Genomic DNA, 18349 nt, shown 5'->3' with positions numbered 1-18349 from the left:
CTCGCCCTAGACTCGATGGGCGGTCTTTTCCAATCCACCAGCTGGAAGCAAACCATGAACAACAATAATAGCCTGCTACGCCACATTCCGTGGCTGGCGCTGGCAGTCATAGGAGCCTGTGCGCTGGGCGTGGTTGCCCTGCGTCGCGGCGAGGCGATCAATGCCTTGTGGATCGTGGTCGCGGCAGTGGCCATCTACCTGGTCGCCTATCGTTACTACAGCCTGTTCATCGCCACCAAGGTGATGCAGCTCGACCCTCGCCGTGCCACCCCGGCGGTGCTCAACAACGACGGCCTGGACTACGTCCCGACCAACAAACACATCCTCTTCGGTCACCATTTCGCCGCCATCGCTGGCGCAGGCCCCTTGGTCGGCCCGGTACTCGCCGCGCAGATGGGCTACCTGCCCGGCACGCTGTGGCTGATCGCCGGCGTGGTGCTGGCCGGTGCGGTGCAGGACTTCATGGTCCTGTTCCTGTCCACCCGCCGCAACGGCCGCTCGCTGGGCGACATGGTGCGCGAGGAGATGGGCCGCATTCCAGGCACCATCGCGCTGTTCGGTTGCTTCCTGATCATGATCATCATCCTTGCGGTGCTGGCATTGATCGTGGTCAAGGCCCTGGCCGAAAGCCCTTGGGGCATGTTCACGGTGATGGCGACCATCCCGATCGCGATGTTCATGGGCATCTACATGCGCTACATCCGTCCGGGCCATATCGGTGAGATATCGGTCATCGGCGTGGTGCTGCTGCTGGCTTCGATCTGGCTGGGGGGCCAGATTGCCGCAGACCCGACCTGGGGCCCGGCGTTTACCTTTACCGGTGTGCAGATCACCTGGATGCTGGTGGGCTACGGTTTCGTCGCCGCGGTACTGCCTGTATGGCTGGTACTTGCGCCACGTGACTACCTGTCGACCTTCCTCAAGATCGGCACCATCGTCGGCCTGGCCATCGGTATCCTGATCATCGCGCCCGAGCTGAAGATGCCGGCGCTGACCCAGTTCACCGACGGCACTGGCCCGGTGTGGAAGGGCACCCTGTTCCCGTTCCTGTTCATCACCATCGCCTGTGGTGCGGTGTCCGGCTTCCACGCGCTGATCTCCTCGGGGACCACGCCGAAGCTGCTGGACAACGAAACCAACGCTCGCTACATCGGCTACGGCGGCATGCTGATGGAGTCGTTCGTTGCCATCATGGCCATGGTCGCCGCCTCGGTGATCGAACCAGGCGTGTACTTCGCCATGAACAGCCCAGCCGCGGTGGTCGGTGCAGACGTGGCGTCAGTTGCGCAAACGGTGAGCAGCTGGGGCTTCCTGATCACCCCTGAGCAGCTCGAGGCCACCGCCCGCGACATCGGCGAACACACCGTGCTGGCCCGTGCCGGTGGTGCTCCGACCCTGGCGGTGGGTATCGCGCAGATCCTGCACCAGGTGCTGCCGGGTGAAAACACCATGGCCTTCTGGTACCACTTCGCGATCCTGTTCGAGGCGCTGTTCATCCTCACCGCAGTGGACGCCGGCACCCGTGCCGGGCGCTTCATGCTGCAGGACCTGCTGGGCAGCTTCGTGCCGGCGCTCAAGCGCACCGAATCGTGGACTGCCAACCTGATCGGTACTGCCGGCTGCGTGGCCCTGTGGGGCTACCTGCTGTACCAAGGCGTGATCGACCCGCTGGGTGGCATCAATACCCTGTGGCCGCTGTTCGGCATTTCCAACCAGATGCTGGCGGGTATCGCCCTGATGCTCGGCACCGTGGTGCTGATCAAGATGAAGCGTCAGCGCTACGTCTGGGTCACCCTGCTGCCGGCCGTGTGGCTGCTGATCTGCACCACCACCGCCGGCCTGATCAAGCTGTTCGACCCGAACCCGGCAGTGGGCTTCCTGGCCCTGGCCAAGAAGTACAGCACCGCACTGGACGCCGGCCAGGTACTGGCCCCGGCCAAGGACATCGGGCAGATGCAGCACGTGATCTTCAATGCCTACACCAATGCCGGCCTGACCGTGCTGTTCCTGGTGGTGGTGTTCAGCGTGCTGTTCTTCGCTGTCAAGGTCGGCTTCGCCGCCCTCGGCCGCAAAGAGCGCACCGACAAGGAAACCCCGTTCCAGGCCCTGCCTGACGCTTGAGAGGACTGCTGCGATGTTCAACGACCTGGGTCGACTGGGTAAATACCTGGGGCAGGCAGCCCGCCTGATGGTCGGCATGCCCGACTACGACAACTACGTCGAGCACATGCAGACCAAGCACCCGGACAAGCCGGTCATGACGTACGAGGAGTTCTTCCGCGAACGCCAGGAAGCGCGTTACGGCGGCAAGTCCGGGCCCAAGTGCTGTTGAGCCTCAAGCGTTAACCTGTCCCGGCCTCATCGCCGGCAAGCCGGCTCCCACAGGTACTCCGCAGCCCTCAAGGTCTGTGCGGTACCTGTGGGAGCTGGCTTGCCGGCGATGAGGCCAGTGTTTTTTCCGCACAGGAGATGTTCTGCGTGCAGACGCCTATCCCCGTAACCGTACTCACTGGCTTCCTCGGTGCCGGCAAGACCACCTTGCTCAAGCACATGCTCAAGGCCGAGCACGGCCTGAAGATCGCCGTGATCGAAAACGAATTCAGCGAGGCCGGCATCGACAGCCAGCTGCTGGGCGACGAGCCGGTGCAGGTGATGACCCTGGCCAATGGCTGCGTGTGCTGCAGCATCCACGGCGACCTGACCCGCGCCTTGTACCTGCTGCTCGAACGCCTGGATGCCGGCGAGATCGCCTTCGACCGCCTGGTAATCGAATGCACCGGCCTGGCCGACCCGGCGCCGGTGGCCCAAACCTTCTTCATCGACGAGGAACTGCGTGAGCGCTACATCCTCGATGGCATCATCACCCTGGTCGATGCCGCCCACGCCGAGCTGCACCTGACCCAGACCATCGCCCAGGCCCAGGTCGGCTTTGCCGATCGCCTGCTGCTGAGCAAGACCGACCTGGTCGAGCCCGCTGCGGTCGAGGCCCTGCGCGAGCGTCTGGCCCGCATCAATGGCCGGGCGGCGATCCGCGTGGTCGAGCATGGTCGCATCGACCTGGCCGAGCTGCTGGATGTGCGTGGTTTCAACCTCAACCCCGATCTGGGCGCGAACCTGAAGCCAGCGCTACGCCCGCTGCTCAAGCCCGCTACCCCGGACCGGATCTCCACCTTGGTGCTGCGCACGGAAAGCGCGCTGGACATCGACCGCCTCAGCGATTTCATGAACGAACTGCTGGAAACCCACGGCAAGCAGCTGCTGCGCTACAAGGGCGTGCTGAACATTGCCGGTGAAGCGCGCAAGCTGGTGTTCCAGGGTGTGCTCAAGCTCTATGGCTTCGACTGGGACGCCGAGTGGGCCGAGGGTGAAACTCGCGAGAGCGTGATGGTGTTCATCGCTGACGAATTGCCCGAAGCTACGATTCGGGCTGGGTTCGAGGCGCTGGCTGCGGGCTGAGCTGACGCGGCGTCTGGGCCTGGAACCACTGCGGCCATGAGCTGCGGTGGCGTGTCTCGAGCTCGATGCACGGGATCAGGCGCTCGGTCAGCAGCGCCGTCTGCCGCACTGCCTTGGCGGTGCGGTACTTGACGCTGTGGATGCATTCGCGGTCGCCGAACTCGCAGCGGTTCAGCGCGGTGCCGCCGCAGGGGCCGTTGGCCAGGCCCTTGGGGCAGGTTTCCGGGCAGATGTACAGGGTGTCTTCCAGGCGGCAGCGGCCACAGGTGTCGCAGCCTACCAGCGGGTGCTTCACCGCGTGTTCCACCTTGTGCAGCACCTGTGCGCCAAGGCGGGTAGCCCACATCGGTTGGCGCACGGCCCAGCCAAATGCCTTGCTCAGGCTATTGCGGCGGCTGAACAGCAGCGAATGCATGCCGTGCATCAGGTGATAGCGCGCTTTCTCCTTGAACGAGGCATCGACCCGTGACTCGCCCTGGCGCCAGCTTGCCTGCGGCGGATGGAAGCTGACTGCCGGCAGACCGGGCATCTGCCAGCTGGCCTGCCAGGCCGGCGCCCATTGTTCCAGTGTGTGGATTTGCGCCTGCCAGTGCTCGATGCGTGCCTCCAGGGCCAGCAGTTGCTTGAGTTCGTGAACCCCCGACAGATGCACGCCGGCGTAGCCCATCAGCTTCACGCCGATGATCTGCAAGGCCAGGCGGTCGACGCTGCGCGCCTGGGCAAAGGCCTTGGACTGCGCCGCTTCCGCTTCCAGCATGTCGCGCATGGACGGCGTGACGGTCACGCCAGCCACGTGCTCGAGCATCGTCGCACGCCCGTGGGTGAGGCTCATCAGGCAGGCCAGCATCGGCCTGGGCATGGCCTGGCGGCTCATCCAGTGCATGGCTTCCTGGTGTTTGCCGGCATCGAAGCCCAGTTGCAGGGTGAGGAAGTCGGCGCCCGCCGCCAGTTTTTTCTCGGCCTTGAAGTATTGGGCACCGCCTTCGTCCTCGCAGTACTTGAACGGGTTGAGCGCCGCGCCAAGCAGCCAGTGTGGGCAGGCCTGGCGGGCGATCTGCAGGGCTGCGACCGATTCCAGGTAGCGCACCGGGCGTTGGCCAGGCTGGTGGCCGGGCAGGCGGTCGCCGGTAAGCAGCAACAGTTGGTCGAGGCCGGCGGCATCCATGCGTTGCAGTTGGGCGAGCAGGTGGTGGCGTTCGCGGTCCTTGCCGGAGAAGTGCGGCAGGGCGGGTACCGGGTTGCTGAACGAGGCGAGGGCGTCCAGTGGCGACATGTCCAGCGGGCTGCCGACGCGGTCGCCGATTGCCACGGTCATCGGCCAGCCGCACAGGTGCGCACGGGCCAGGATTGCGTCCATGGCGGCGAAGCGTTCTGTGGAGGGCTTGGGGACGAACTCCATGACGCAGACGAAGGTGTTTTCGCGCAGCGCGGTTTTCAGCAGGCTCATGGGGCCGGGTACCTGGTTTGGTCAGGCTGGCATTGTGCGGCAGAAGGCGGGTGCGGTCATGTCCGGATGCGCAGGGTGGTGCTCTGAATGAGACATCCGGGTTTGCCTGTGCCGGCCCTTTCGCGGCTAAAGCCGCTCCCACAGGGTGGCGCGGTACCTGTAGGAGCGGCTTTAGCCGCGAAAGAGCCAGTACAGGCAGTACAAATTCACGAACATGAATAAGTCTTGAGTTCATCTCAAATTTAATGAGTTTGTCTCAAGATGAAAGTGCCCGGAAAATCCCCTCATTCATTTATGCATGCTGAGGGACAAGACATGGCACTGGCACACAACCTGGGCTTTCCACGTATCGGCCGCGACCGCGAGCTGAAAAAGGCCCAGGAAGCCTTCTGGAAGGGCGAACTCGACGAAGCCGGCCTGCGCGCCGTCGGCCGCGAGCTGCGTGCCCGCCACTGGCAGGTGCAGAAAGACGCCGGCATCGAACTGCTGCCGGTTGGCGACTTCGCCTGGTACGACCAGGTGCTCACCCACTCGCTGACCTTCGGCGTGATCCCGCAGCGCTTCCGCAGCCACGACGCTGCCAGGCCCACTCTCCAGACCCTGTTCGCCATGGCCCGTGGCGCCGTGGGTGACAATTGCTGCGGCGGCGCGCACGCCCAGGAAATGACCAAGTGGTTCGACACCAACTACCACTACCTGGTCCCCGAATTCACTGCCGACCAACAGTTTGCCCTGAGCTGGGAGCAACTGTTCGAAGAAGTGGCTGAAGCCCAGGCCCTGGGCCATGCGGTCAAGCCGGTGGTAATCGGCCCGCTGACCTACCTGTGGCTGGGCAAGGCCAAAGGTGGCGATTTCGACAAGCTGGAGCTGCTCGACCGCCTGCTGCCGCTGTATGACCAGATCCTCAACCGCCTGGCTGCCCAGGGCGTGGAGTGGGTGCAGATCGATGAGCCGATCCTGGCCCTGGACCTGCCTCAGGACTGGAAGAATGCCTACGAGCGCGTCTACAACATCCTTCAGCGGGCGCCACTGAAGAAGCTGATCGCCACCTACTTCGGCGGCCTGGAAGACAACCTGGGCCTGGCCGCCAACCTTCCGGTCGATGGCCTGCACATCGACCTGGTGCGGGCGCCCGAGCAGTACCCGACCATCCTCGACCGCCTGCCGGCCTACAAGGTGCTGTCGCTGGGCCTGGTCAACGGCCGCAACGTCTGGCGCTGCGACCTGGAAAAGGCGCTGGAGGTACTGCGCCATGCCCATGAGCGCCTGGGTGAGCGGCTGTGGGTGGCGCCGTCCTGCTCGCTGCTGCACAGCCCGGTGGACCTGGACCGTGAAGACCAGCTCGATGCCGAACTGCACAGCTGGCTGGCCTTCGCCGTGCAGAAGTGCCAGGAAGTGGCGCTGCTGGCCAAGGCCATCAATGCCCCGCACGCCGCCGACGTGGCCGCCGCATTGGCCCAGAGCCAGGCCGTGCAGGCCAGCCGCGCCGCTTCGCCGCGTATTCACAAGCCTGGCGTGCAGGCCCGGCTGGCAGCCATCAAGCCCGCTGACAGCCAGCGAAAATCAGCCTTTGCCCAACGTATCGTCAAGCAACGTGCGGGGCTCGACCTGCCGGCGTTCCCGACCACCACCATCGGTTCGTTCCCGCAGACCTCGGCGATTCGTCTGGCACGCCAGGCCTACAGGCAGGGCAAGCTGACCGAGGCCGATTACGTCGAGGCCATGCACAGCGAGATTCGCCATGCGGTGAAAATCCAGGAGGACCTGGGCCTGGATGTGCTGGTGCACGGCGAGGCCGAGCGCAACGACATGGTCGAGTACTTCGCCGAGCAGATCGATGGCTATGTATTCACCCGCTTCGGTTGGGTGCAGAGCTATGGTTCGCGATGTGTGAAGCCTGCGGTGATCGTTGGCGACCTGAGCCGGCCGAAGGCCATGACCGTGGAGTGGATCACTTATGCCCAGGGCCTGACCAGCAAGGTGATGAAGGGCATGCTGACCGGCCCGGTGACCATGCTGATGTGGTCGTTCCCGCGTGAGGACGTGAGCCGCGAAGTGCAGGCGCGCCAGCTGGCGCTGGCGATCCGCGACGAAGTGGTCGACCTGGAAGCGGCGGGTATCAGGATCGTGCAGATCGACGAAGCGGCGTTCCGTGAAGGCTTGCCGCTACGCCACGGCGCCTGGGCCCATTATCTGGAGTGGGCCACCGAGGCCTTCCGCCTGTGTGCTTCGGGGGTGCGTGACGAAACCCAGATTCACACCCACATGTGCTACAGCGAGTTCAACGACGTGATTGAGTCGATTGCGGCGATGGATGCCGACGTCATCACCATCGAGACCTCGCGGTCCGACATGGAGCTGCTGGCGGCTTTCGAACGGTTCGCCTACCCCAACGAGATCGGCCCGGGTGTGTATGACATTCACTCGCCACGGGTGCCGACCCGTGAGGAAATGGTCAAGCTGCTGCACAAGGCTGCCCAGCGTATCCCGGCCGAGCGCCTGTGGGTCAACCCGGATTGCGGGCTGAAGACCCGCGGCTGGCCGGAGACCGAGGCAGCGCTGGTGAACATGGTCGCAGCTGCCCGCGAGCTGCGTGCCACTGCCTGATTTTCTTGTTGCCTGTACCGGCCTCTTCGCGGGCTTGCCCGCTCCAACAGGGATATCACTGGATTCAGCTCAGTGGGGTCCCTGTGGGAGCGGGCAAGCCCGCGAAGAGGCCGAGGCTGCTTGAGTCAGTCCGAGATCACCGCTCGATTGCCAGGGCCACGCCTTGCCCGCCACCAATGCACAGGGTTGCCAGGCCTTTCCTGGCGTCCCGCTTGATCATCTCGTGCAGCAGGGTCACCAGCACCCGGCACCCGGACGCACCAATCGGGTGGCCGAGGGCAATCGCCCCGCCATTCACGTTGACCCGCGCGGCATCCCATTCCAGCGCCTTGCCCACGGCCAGCGCCTGCGCGGCAAAGGCTTCGTTGGCTTCGATCAGGTCCAGATCGGCCAGTTGCCAGCCGGCCTTGTCCAGGCAGCGCTGGGTGGCCGACACCGGGCCGATGCCCATGATCGCCGGATCTACACCGGCACTGGCGTAAGCCGCGATCCTGGCCAGCACCGGCAGGCCCAGGGCCTTGGCCTTGGCGGCGCTCATCAGCAGTACGGCGGCGGCACCGTCATTCAGGCTCGAGGCGTTGCCAGCGGTGACGCTGCCGTCCTTCTTGAACGCCGGGCGAAGTTTGCCCAGGGATTCAGCGGTGGTATCCGGGCGTGGCTGTTCGTCCCGCGCGAACACCTTGGGTTCTCCCTTCTTCTGCGGCAGCACGATCGGGGTGATTTCATCATCGAAGCGGCCGGCTTCCATCGCTGCCACCGCCTTGCGCTGCGACTCGGCGGCAAAGGCATCCTGCTGCTCACGGCTGAGGCCGTACTGGTCCACCAGGTTTTCGGCGGTGATACCCATGTGGTAGTCGTTGAAGGCATCCCACAGGCCGTCGCTGATCATGCTGTCGATCAGCTGGCCATGGCCCATGCGCTGGCCGGTGCGGGCCGCCGGCATCACATAAGGGGCAAGGCTCATGTTCTCCTGGCCACCGGCGATGACCACCTCGGCATCACCGCAGCGAATGGCCTGAGCGGCCAGGTGCAGTGCCTTCAGGCCCGAGCCGCAGACCTTGTTCAGGGTCATTGCCGGCACGCTGAAGGGCAGGCCGGCCTTGATCGCGGCCTGGCGTGCCGGGTTCTGCCCGGCGCCGGCGGTAAGCACCTGGCCGAGGATGACTTCATCGACCTGCGCCGGGGCCAACCCGGTCTGTTCCAGCAGGCGCTTGATCACGGCGGCACCGAGGTCTACTGCAGGCACAGTGGCCAAGGCGCCCTGGAAGCTGCCGATGGCGGTACGGGTTGCGGCGACGATGACCACGTCGTTCATGTTGTTGTTCTCCGTGCGATGGGCGTAATGCCTCAAGCATCGGTGGCTTTGGCTCATTTGTTAAGTTTGTTTTTCTTTGCGATTGATGTGTAAAGCAAATGAATGAGCGCGAAGCGACCTGCGGAACTATGCTCAGGGATGCGCTATTACACTCATCTGGATGGGAGCACATGCCCATGCGTACATTGATCGCCATGACCCTCCTGATCGGCAGCAGCGCTGCATTCGCCGCCACCGAATGCACCACCGCTGACAAAAGCACCTGGCAGGATCAGGAAAAATTCCAGGCGCAGCTCAAGGAGCAGGGCTACAAGATCAACAAGTTCAAGGTCACCGAGGGTAACTGCTACGAGATCTACGGTTTCGACAAGGATGGCAAGAAGGTCGAGATCTACCATGACCCAGTGACGGGCAAGGCAGTCAAGACCGAGTACCACGATTGAACAGCGACGGCACGGTACAGCTGTGGGACCCCCTGCTGCGGCTGTGCCACTGGTCGATCGCCGTGGTGTTCTTCGCCAACTACTTCTTCAACGAAGAGGGTGAAGACTGGCACCAGTGGCTGGGCTACTACGCACTAGCCGTTGTGGTGGTGCGTGTGGTCTGGGGCTTTGTCGGGCCACGCAGCGCGCGCTGGGCCGATTTCTGGCCATCCCCGGCAAGCCTGGTCGGACATGCCCGTGCGCTGCTGCATGGGGGGCTTGACCATCATATGGGGCATTCGCCGATTGGCGCCCTGGTGATGCTGTTGATGCTGACTTGCATCGCCGGCCTGGGCCTTACCGGGTGGGCGTCGCAGGAGGTGGACGCGCTGTTTGGTGTCGACTGGCCGATGGACCTGCACAGCTGGCTGGCCAACGCGCTGCTGGTGCTGGTTTGCGTCCATGTGCTGGCGGCCATCTACGAGAGCGTGCGCATGCGGGAAAACCTGCCGTGGTCGATGATCACGGGGCGCCGTCGGCACCGCGATTGACTGTGGCGGCCTCTTCGCGGGCTTGCCCGCTCCCACAGGAACTGCACAAATCTTGAGTCTTGTGGAGTGCCTGTGGGAGCGGGCAAGCCCGCGAAGAAGCCAGCACAGGCAACTCTGCTACACAGCCGGGCACTGATGGGTCACACAGTGAATCCCCCCGCCCCCCGCAGCAATGGCATCGATATCCAGCTGCACGATATCCCGCCCCGGATACAACGCCTCCAGCAGCCCCCGCGCTTTCTCGTCCGCCGCCCCATCGCCAAACTGTGGCGCAATGATCGCGTCATTGATCACGAAGTAGTTGATGTACCCAGCGGCAAAGTCATCATTGCCTTTGCTGAACCTGTTGCGCCGCCCGTGCAGCGGCGGCGACACGACGTGCACCTGAAGCCTGCGGCCCTCGGCATCGGTGGCCCGCTTGAGGGTATCAAGGTGCTTGCGCGTCACGGCGTAGTCATACGAGTCCGGATCGTTATCCAGGTTGGCAATCACCACCCCCGGCCTGACGAAGCGGGCATAGAAGTCCACATGCCCGTCGGTGATGTCCTGGCCGGCGATGCCCGGTAGCCAGATGATCTTGCTCAGCCCCAGCCTTTCCTTTAGCTCCGCCTCGATCTCGGCCTTGCTCCAGCCTTTGTTACGGTTGGCGTTGACCCAGCTGCTCTCGGTCATGATACCCGTGCCGTGGCCGTCCACCTCTATGGCGCCGCCTTCACCCACCAGGTCGCTGCGCTGGTAGCGGGCGCCGGCCAGCGTGGTTACGCGCCTGGCCAGTTGGGCATCGTTGCGGTGACGTTGCTTGTTGCCCCAGCCATTGAAGTTGAAGTCCACCGCCGCCAGAGCTCCGTCATCATCGACGACGAAGTTGGCGCCGATGTCGCGCATCCAGATGTCGTCCAGCTCGCACTCGACGAAACTTGTGCGCTGGCTGGCACAGTGCTGCTCGGCCAGCTCGCGCTCGCTGGCCCGGCAGAACACCGTCACTGGCTGATAGCGCGCGATGGCCTGGGCGATGCGACCGAGGGCGGCCTGCACATCGGCGGTGAAGTCCTCCCAGATCGCATCCTGGGCGCCAAAGGCGATGAATGCGCGTTGCTGCGGCTCGCCTTCGTCCGGCATGAACCAGCGCCCCGGTTCCTCGGCGCGGGCCAGGCCCAGCGGCAGGCCGAGGCTGGCACCGAGGCCGGCGGCCAGCGAAAGTTGCAGGAAGGTTCTACGGCTTGGCATGGCTCAGTCCTGTGCAGTCTTGAAGCGGGTCCACACGCGCATGCGTGCACGCATGTCGGCCTGTGGGATATCGCGGCCCGGGATCAGCCGGGCATAGGTGGCTTGGTCGAGGTAGATATCGGGGTTGTCGCGCATGCGCGGATCCACTGCCTGGCGTGCCTTGGCGCTGGCGGTAGGGTAACCGGTGAAATTGCTGATGGCCGCCATGTTCGCCGGGCGCATGACGAAATTGATGAAACGATAGGCGTATTCCGGGTGCTTGGCATCGGCCGGGATGGCCATGGTATCCATCCACACCGTGGTGCCTTGGCGCGGCACGCGGTACTGGAAGTCGAGATGCTTGCCCGCGGCTTCGGCGGTACGCTGCGCCTGGATCACGTCGCCACTGTAGCCCAGTGACAGGCACAGGTTCTCGTTGACCAGTTCGGTCACTGGTTGCGACTGGAACTTGCGCACGTACGGGCGAATCGCCTTGAGCAGTTCGCTGGCTGCGGCCAGGTCCTCGCGCTTGGCACTGCGGGGCTCGCGGCCCAGGTAGTTGAGGACCACTGCCAGCACTTCGTCGGGTGAATCGATGACTGAAATACCGCAGTCGGCGAATTTGGCGGCCAGCTCCGGCTTGAACAGCAGGTCGAGGTTGTCCAGCGGTGCATCTGGCATGCGCTGGCGGACTTTGTCGGCATTCACCGTCAGGCCGATGGTGCCCCAGGTGTAGGGCACGGTCGCCTGGCTGGCCTTGGGGTACCGGGCGTGCAGCTGACGCAGCCCGGGCTCGATGTCGTCCAGGGCCTGCAGGCGGCTGTGGTCCAGTGGCTGTAGGCTGCCGGCGCGCATCAGGCGCTCGGCGACGGTATCACCGGGGAAGACCAGGTCGTAGCCACTGCGCCCGGACATCAGCTTGGCCTCGAGCACTTCGCTGCCATCCATCACGTCGTAGATCACCTGGATGCCGGTTTCGGCCGTGAACTGCTTGAGGGTGTCCTCGGCAAAATAGTCGGCCCAGTTGTACAGGCGCAGCACGGGCTGCTCGGCCTGAGCCTGGCAGGCGCAGACAGCCAGCGCCAAGGCGGCCAGAACGTGGCGTTTCATGCTCATGCCCTCAGGGTGTGTGGGTGGGTGCCGTCCAGGGTCAGCAGCGGTGTGTACATCTCCGGGCGGCGATCGCGGTAGATGCCCCAGCTCAGGCGGTCTTCCCGCATGCCGGCCAGATCCAGGTCGTGCAGCCAGATGCCACTGCTGTCGCGGTCGGCTTCGGTGAGCATGGCGCCCTTGTGGTCGCAGATGAACGACGAGCCATAGAAGCGCATGGCCAACGATGCGTCGCTGGCTGCGACTTCCTCGCCCACCCGATTGGCCGCCACCACCGGCAACAGGTTGGCGGCGGCGTGGCCGCGCATGGCTACCTGCCAGTGGTCGCGCGAGTCCAGTTCGGCACAGCCGGGCTCGGAGCCGATGGCGGTGGGGAACAGCAGCACTTCGGCGCCCATCAGTGCCAGGCAGCGGGCGGTCTCGGGGAACCACTGGTCCCAGCAGATGCCGATGCCCAGGCGGCCGAAGGCGGTGTCCCAAACCTTGAAGCCGGTATCGCCGGGGCTGAAGTATTCCTTCTCCTGGTAGCCGATGGCGTTGGGGATGTGGGTCTTGCGGTAGACGCCAAGCAGGCGGCCATCGGCATCGGCCACGGTTAACGAGTTGAAGAAGGCATTGCCGGCGCGCTCGTACCAGCTCAGCGGCAGCACCACGCCCAGCTCGCCGGCCAGTGCGGCGAAGCGCTGCAGGATCGGGCTGGCAGGGTAGGGCTGGGCGAGTGCCTGATGCTGGTGGTCCTGTTCGATGCAGAAGTACGGGGTGGCGAACAGCTCCTGCAGCAGGATCACCTGGGCTCCCTTGGCGGCAGCCTGGCGAACCAGTTGTTCGGCGCGCTCGAGGTTGCCAGGCAGGTCCCAGCTGCACGGCATCTGGGTGGTGGCGATGCGCAGCAGGCTCATGGCTGCACCTCGGGTTGTTGCTGGGTGATGCAATGGATGCCGCCACCGCCATGGGCGATGTGGTCGATGCGCACCGGTACGATCTCCCGGCCCGGGAAGGCGTGGGCCAGTTGCGAGGCGGCTTCCTGGTCGGCGGCGATGCCATAGGCCGGCATGATGATCGCGCCGTTGGCGATGTAGAAGTTGGTGTACGAGGCGCAGAATACTTCGGCGTCCTGGTCGACTGCGGCGCTGGCTTCGTACAGGTCGAGCAGCTCGAAGTGCCGGCCTTGCGCGTCGGTGGCCAGTTCCAGGGCGCGGCGGTTTTCCCGCACGACTTCGGCGTACACCGAATGCTGGTCATGGGTGGCATCGACCAGCAGCACGCCGGGGCGGGCGAAGGCGCATATACCGTCGACGTGGCCGTCGGTCATGTCGCCGGTGATGTATTGTGGGTCGCCCGGTAGCCAGATGGTCTTGCGGATGCCCAGGCAACGGGCGAAGCAGGCCTCGAACTCAGCCTTGCTCACGCCAGGGTTGCGGTTGGGGTTGAGCAGCACCGACTCGGTGGTGATCAAGGTGCCTTCGCCGTCCACATGAATCGCCCCGCCTTCGTTGCACAGCGCCGTGCTGAAACCGTCCAGCCCCAGGTGGTCGAGGATGCGCCGGCCGAGGCTGCGGTCCTGGCCGTGCTGCGACTTGCCACCCCAGGCGTTGAAGCGCCAGCTCAGGCCGGCCAGGCCATGCTGTGGGTGGCAGACGAAGCTTGGGCCGCTGTCCCGGCACCAGCTGTCGTCCACGGCCATTTCGACCAGTTCGATATTGGCGCCGCAGAGGGCACGTGCGCTTTGCCAGGCCGAAGGGTCGACCACCATCTTCACCGGCTCGAAACGGGCGATGGCTGCCGCGACCCGGGCGTAGTCCTGCTGTACGTCGGCCAGGCGCACGTGCCAGCCGCTTTCCCACAGGGCCTGGTTGTGTGGCCAGACCATCCAGGTGGCAGCGTGGCGGGCCCATTCGGCGGGCATGCGCCAGCCGCTGTCGAGGGACAGGTGCATAGAGAACTCCGATCAATTAAGGATTTTTATCAACGAAGCCCGCCGTCGCGGGTGTTGATGTCCATGCTATGGCTAGGCTTGGCCTGCGACAAACGATAGATTTAGCGGACATCTGATCAGCAAGGCTTATCAATCATGCTCAAACACTGGCCACCCCTGAATGCCCTGCGCGGCTTCGAAGCCGCTGCGCGGCTGGGCAGCTTCCACAAGGCCGCTGAAGCGCTGAACCTGACCCAGTCGGCCATCAGCCAGCAGATTCGCAGCCTGGAAACCTACCTGGAGCAGCCGCTGTTCCATCGCAGTGGCCGCAGCGTGAGCCTGACCGACGCCGGGCACGACCTGCTCAGCACCACGCAGTCGCTGCTGCAGCACCTGGCGGTGGGCATTCGCCGGCTCGACCAGTACCGCAAGCCCAATCAACTGGTGGTCAACACCAGCCCGGCCTTTGCCAGGCACTGGCTGCTGCCGCGGCTGGCCGACTTTCACCAGCGCTGCCCGGATGTCGACTTGTGGCTGTTCACCAGTTTCGAAGTGCCGGACATGGCGACCGAGACCATTGACCTGGCCATCCGCGATGACCTCAGTGCCCAGGCCGAGTGCAGCTTCAACGTGCTGCACCAGGACCAGCTGTACCCGGCCTGCCACCCGGCGTTGCTGCAAACGCCGATGTCGCGGCGCACCACCTTGCATGGCGAGCGCGAAATGGACTGGAGCCACTGGCAGCTGGAGGGTGGCGAGGATGTGGGGCAGCAGGGCAAGGGGCTGAACTTTTCCGACCCCGGGCTGCTGCTGGATGCGGCGAGCGAGGGGTTGGGGGTGGCCCTGGTCAGCCAATTGCTGGCGCGGCGGGCGGTGGAGGAGGGGCGTTTGCAGGCTATGTCGGCGCAGCGCGTGCGTGGGCCGGCGTGGGCTTGCCTGGTGCATCGGGACAGCCAGGATGATCTGCTGGCCCGGCAGTTCCTGGAATGGCTGAAAGAGGCTCTCTTGTCAGATTGACGTTGCCTGCACTGGCCCTATCGCCGGCAAGCCAGCTCCCACAGGTCCCTCACAGGGCTCAAGTTTTGCGCCGTCTTTGTGGGAGCTGGCTTGCCGGCGATAGGGCCGGTACAGGTAATCCACCGTTTTGCATCCCCAAGATCACCCCGTAATATGTGTCGGATAACCTGCGGGGGTAGTCTCACCCTCTGATCAACCGGAATCGCCCATGGCGGCGCTTCCCCCGGCATAAACCTGACGAGGTACAGACATTGGCCATCATTCATCCTAAGGTCCGCGGTTTCATCTGCACCACGACTCACCCGAAGGGCTGCGAGCTCAACGTCCGTGACCAGATTGAAGCCACCCGCAAGCTGGGCGTGCGCGAGGATGGCCCGAAGAAGGTCCTGGTCATCGGTGCTTCCAGCGGCTACGGCCTGGCAGCCCGCATCACCGCGGCGTTCGGCTTCAAGGCCGACACCCTGGGCGTGTTCTTCGAAAAGCCAGGCACCGAGACCAAGGCCGGCACCGCTGGCTGGTACAACGCTGCAGCCTTCGACAAGTTCGCCAAGGCCGAGGGCCTGTACAGCAAGTCGATCAATGGTGACGCCTTCTCCGACGAAGCCCGTGCCAAGGTCATCGAGCTGATCAAGAACGAAATGGGCGGCAAGGTCGACCTGGTCATCTACTCGCTGGCCTCGCCAGTGCGCAAGCTGCCGCAGACCGGTGAACTGGTGCGTTCGGCCCTGAAGCCGATCGGCCAGCCGTACAAGTCGACCGCCATCGACACCAACAAGGACACCATCATCGAGGCCAGCATCGAGCCGGCTACCGAGCAGGAAATCGCCGACACCGTCACCGTCATGGGTGGCCAGGACTGGCAGTTGTGGATCGACGCCCTGGCTGGCGCCAACGTGCTGGCCGAAGGCGCCCGCACCGTGGCCTTCAGCTACATCGGCAGCGACATCACCTGGCCGATCTACTGGCACGGTGCGCTGGGCCAGGCCAAGCAGGACCTGGACGAAACCGCCCTGCGCCTGGACAAGAAACTGGCCGGTGAAGTCAAGGGCGGCGCCAACGTGGCGGTGCTGAAGTCGGTGGTTACCCAGGCCAGCTCGGCCATCCCGGTGATGCCGCTGTACCTGTCGATGGTGTTCAAGATCATGCAGGAGAAGGGGGTTCACGAAGGCACCCAGGACCAGCTGGACCGCATGTACCGCGACCGCATGTACCGTGCCGACGGCGCGCCGGCCGAGGTCGACGAGAAGGGCCGCCTGCGCCTGGACGACTGGGAACTGCGTGATGACGTGCAGGACGCTTGCAAGGCGCTGTGGCCACAGGTGACCACCGAGAACCTGTTCGAGCTGACCGACTATGCCGGTTACAAGAAGCAGTTCCTCAACCTGTTCGGTTTCGAGCGCGCTGACGTCAACTACGACGAAGACGTGGCTACCGATGTGAAGTTCGACTGCATCGAGCTGTAATCGCTGCCGGCCTGTACCGGCCCTTTCGCGGGTAAACCCGCTCCCACAGGGATCCCTTTTAACTTGAGGGAGATGGAGTACCTGTAGGAGCGGGTTTACCCGCGAAGAGGCCGGTACAGGCTATAAAATCTTTGCTAGCTTTGGCGCACAACAACAGGGAATGTGCCATGAGCAGCCTCACCCAACCCGCCACTGCCTTTCGCCACACCACAGCCGACGGCTACAGCCTCGGCGGTTTCCGCTGGCGCCACGCCCGACCTGACCCCCAGCGCCCGCTGGTGATCATCAACGCTGCCACTTCGGTACGCTGCCACTACTACTCGCGTTTCGCCGACTACCTGTTCGCCCAAGGTTGCGATGTGCTGACATACGACTACCGTGGCATTGGCGAATCCCGCCCGGCCTCGCTGCGTGGCTTTCAGGCATCCTGGAGCGACTGGGGCCGGCTGGATTTCGAAGCCATGCTGGTGCATGCAGCAGAACATTTCCCCGGTCAGCCGGTGGATGTGGTGGGGCACAGTTTTGGCGGCTGCGCAGTGGGGCTGGCACCGTCGGCGCACAAGGTACGCCGGGTGGTAATGGTTGGCGCGCAATTCGCCTACTGGCGCGATTATGCGGCTGACCAGCGTTGGCAGCTGTTCTGCAAGTGGCATGTGGTAATGCCGCTGCTCACCCGCGTGTGCGGTTATTTTCCCGGCAAGCGTCTGGGTTGGCTGGAGGACACGCCATCCGGCGTGGTGCACGATTGGACCACCCGTACCCCGCGCTATGAGCACCGACCCAGCGGGCGTGCACTGGAGGCACTACCGTTCGCCCAGGTGCGAGCGGCGACGCTGGCCATCAGCCTGACCGATGATCCCTTTGGTACCGTGGCGGCGACCGAGCGTTTGCTGGGTTATCTGCAGGGCGCCGAGCGCCAGCACCTGCGTATTGCGCCTGTGGATATCTCGGTCGATGAAATTGGCCATTTCGCGTTCTTCCATGACCGCTTTCGCGAAAGTTTGTGGCCGGTGGCCTTGCAGTGGTTGCAGCAGGGAGGGTTGGCGGGTGAGGTCCCAGGAAGGATCATGGGTTGATGCTGTCTGCGCCGGCCTCATCGCCGGCAAGCCAGCTCCCACAGGGGGATGATCAGTTTGAAGGCAGCGGGGTACCTGTGGGAGCTGGCTTGCCGGCGAAAGGGCCGCGGAGCGGCCCCAAAATCTCAAGCCTTGCGCGCAAGCGGCAGCTCGGCGAACTTGACGCCCGCCAGCCCATGCTTGATCAGCGCACGGATATTGCCATGGTCGCTGCCCTCGGGCGTGGCCACCACGTCACGGTAGTGCTCGCCAAAGGCCAGCAGCGCTTCCTGGTCGCTCAGCCCTTCCAGCAGCGCCAGGCCCAGGGTCTTGCACGAACCTTCGTTCTGCCCGGCTGCATTCGCCACGCCGCCATTGTCGAAGGCCTGTGGCTGGTAGCTGTAGTTGTCGGCAATGAACGCCAGGGTGTCGGCAAACACGTGTTGGCCGCTGGCCAGGCTGGCGCGCAGTGTGTTCAGGTCAGTCACGAGGTTTTCCTTTTTCGAACGCCGCTTGTTGGTCGGCGCTGGCTTCTTTCTGGTATTGGGCTTTCCACTCGGCGTAAGGCATGCCGTACACCGCTTCGCGGGCGTCATCCAGGCTCAGGTCGAGCTGGCGCTCGTCAGCCGCGGCCTTGTACCACTTGGAGAGGCAGTTGCGGCAGAAACCGGACAGGTTCATCAGGTCGATGTTCTGCACGTCGGTGCGCTTCTGCAGGTGTTCGACCAGGCGCCGGAACGCGGCGGCCTCGAGTTCGAGCTGTTGCTGTGGGGTCATGGGCTTCT

At 64.3% G+C, this 18349-nt stretch carries 17 protein-coding genes; 9 read left to right on the top strand and 8 right to left on the bottom strand.

Features of this window, described 5'->3' with window-relative positions; translation table 11 throughout:
• The first annotated feature begins 54 nt into the window (after positions 1-54).
• The 3 genes from AC2T3R_RS22230 to yjiA all read left to right on the top strand — a co-directional run bounded on the left by AC2T3R_RS22230 (position 55) and on the right by yjiA (position 3456).
• Positions 55-2121 carry a carbon starvation CstA family protein gene (locus tag AC2T3R_RS22230; protein ID WP_024087740.1) on the top strand — a complete coding sequence of 689 codons (2067 nt, stop codon included), beginning with the start codon at positions 55-57 and terminating at the stop codon, positions 2119-2121.
• Positions 2122-2134: 13 nt separating this feature from the next.
• Positions 2135-2332 (top strand): YbdD/YjiX family protein, encoded by a 198-nt coding sequence (locus AC2T3R_RS22225; RefSeq protein ID WP_013974210.1) that lies wholly within the window; start codon positions 2135-2137, stop codon positions 2330-2332.
• Between the two features lie 146 nt (positions 2333-2478).
• Positions 2479-3456, top strand: a complete 978-nt coding sequence (gene yjiA, locus AC2T3R_RS22220) for a GTPase (RefSeq protein ID WP_015271793.1) — start codon at positions 2479-2481, stop codon at positions 3454-3456.
• Here the strand turns inward: yjiA and AC2T3R_RS22215 are convergent.
• Complete coding sequence (locus AC2T3R_RS22215) at positions 3416-4903, bottom strand: methylenetetrahydrofolate reductase C-terminal domain-containing protein (protein ID WP_486744268.1); 1488 nt, start codon at positions 4901-4903, stop codon at positions 3416-3418. The two genes, yjiA and AC2T3R_RS22215, sit on opposite strands and share 41 nt — an antisense overlap.
• Before the next feature lie 315 nt (positions 4904-5218).
• Here AC2T3R_RS22215 and metE point away from each other — a divergent pair, with 315 nt between their 5' ends.
• Positions 5219-7510, top strand: coding sequence for a 5-methyltetrahydropteroyltriglutamate--homocysteine S-methyltransferase (metE, locus tag AC2T3R_RS22210; protein WP_486744267.1), 2292 nt, complete (start codon positions 5219-5221; stop codon positions 7508-7510).
• A gap of 136 nt (positions 7511-7646) precedes the next feature.
• Here the strand turns inward: metE and AC2T3R_RS22205 are convergent, their stop codons facing one another.
• Entirely contained in the window at positions 7647-8825 is a 1179-nt protein-coding gene (locus AC2T3R_RS22205; protein WP_410953157.1) for an acetyl-CoA C-acetyltransferase, read from the bottom strand.
• Positions 8826-9001: 176 nt separating this feature from the next.
• Between AC2T3R_RS22205 and AC2T3R_RS22200 the strand changes: the two genes are divergently transcribed.
• A complete protein-coding gene (locus AC2T3R_RS22200) occupies positions 9002-9268 on the top strand; it encodes a PepSY domain-containing protein (RefSeq protein WP_191472140.1) in 267 nt (88 codons plus the stop codon).
• Positions 9265-9798, top strand: coding sequence for a cytochrome b/b6 domain-containing protein (locus AC2T3R_RS22195; RefSeq protein ID WP_486744266.1), 534 nt, complete (start codon positions 9265-9267; stop codon positions 9796-9798). The genes AC2T3R_RS22200 and AC2T3R_RS22195 overlap by 4 nt, the downstream gene beginning before the upstream one ends.
• Positions 9799-9915: 117 nt before the next feature.
• Here AC2T3R_RS22195 and AC2T3R_RS22190 read toward each other — a convergent pair whose 3' ends face one another.
• From AC2T3R_RS22190 to AC2T3R_RS22175, 4 genes are read right to left on the bottom strand one after another with little or no spacing between them, the layout of a single operon-like run.
• Positions 9916-11025: an agmatine deiminase family protein gene (locus AC2T3R_RS22190; RefSeq protein ID WP_410953156.1), complete on the bottom strand. Its 1110-nt coding sequence runs from the start codon at positions 11023-11025 to the stop codon at positions 9916-9918.
• 3 nt (positions 11026-11028) lie between these two features.
• Positions 11029-12114, bottom strand: coding sequence for an extracellular solute-binding protein (locus AC2T3R_RS22185; RefSeq protein ID WP_397461990.1), 1086 nt, complete (start codon positions 12112-12114; stop codon positions 11029-11031).
• Positions 12115-12116: 2 nt separating this feature from the next.
• Positions 12117-13013, bottom strand: a complete 897-nt coding sequence (gene aguB, locus AC2T3R_RS22180) for an N-carbamoylputrescine amidase (protein WP_123084210.1) — start codon at positions 13011-13013, stop codon at positions 12117-12119.
• Positions 13010-14050 carry an agmatine deiminase family protein gene (locus tag AC2T3R_RS22175; RefSeq protein WP_410953155.1) on the bottom strand — a complete coding sequence of 347 codons (1041 nt, stop codon included), beginning with the start codon at positions 14048-14050 and terminating at the stop codon, positions 13010-13012. Before AC2T3R_RS22175 ends, aguB begins: the two co-directional genes overlap by 4 nt.
• Positions 14051-14185: 135 nt before the next feature.
• Between AC2T3R_RS22175 and AC2T3R_RS22170 the strand changes: the two genes are divergently transcribed.
• The 3 genes from AC2T3R_RS22170 (at position 14186) to AC2T3R_RS22160 (ending at position 17585) form a co-directional block, all read left to right on the top strand.
• The gene (locus AC2T3R_RS22170; RefSeq protein WP_410953154.1) at positions 14186-15046 is read left to right on the top strand and encodes a LysR substrate-binding domain-containing protein; all 861 of its coding nucleotides are present in this window, start codon (positions 14186-14188) and stop codon (positions 15044-15046) included.
• A 251-nt stretch (positions 15047-15297) separates the two neighbouring features.
• Positions 15298-16509 carry an enoyl-ACP reductase FabV gene (gene fabV, locus AC2T3R_RS22165; protein WP_015271787.1) on the top strand — a complete coding sequence of 404 codons (1212 nt, stop codon included), beginning with the start codon at positions 15298-15300 and terminating at the stop codon, positions 16507-16509.
• 167 nt (positions 16510-16676) lie between these two features.
• A complete protein-coding gene (locus tag AC2T3R_RS22160) occupies positions 16677-17585 on the top strand; it encodes an alpha/beta hydrolase family protein (RefSeq protein WP_486744264.1) in 909 nt (302 codons plus the stop codon).
• Positions 17586-17710: 125 nt separating this feature from the next.
• Here the strand turns inward: AC2T3R_RS22160 and AC2T3R_RS22155 are convergent, their stop codons facing one another.
• Together AC2T3R_RS22155 and AC2T3R_RS22150 are read right to left on the bottom strand one after the other, a co-directional pair.
• On the bottom strand, positions 17711-18052 hold the full coding sequence (locus AC2T3R_RS22155; protein WP_003260709.1) for a HopJ type III effector protein: 342 nt from the start codon (positions 18050-18052) through the stop codon (positions 17711-17713).
• Positions 18045-18341, bottom strand: coding sequence for a DUF1244 domain-containing protein (locus tag AC2T3R_RS22150; protein WP_003260708.1), 297 nt, complete (start codon positions 18339-18341; stop codon positions 18045-18047). Before AC2T3R_RS22150 ends, AC2T3R_RS22155 begins: the two co-directional genes overlap by 8 nt.
• Positions 18342-18349: the final 8 nt, after the last annotated feature.

The organism is Pseudomonas sp. PVC-5-1, assembly GCF_057444345.1.
This window is presented reverse-complemented; position numbering and strand designations above follow the sequence as displayed.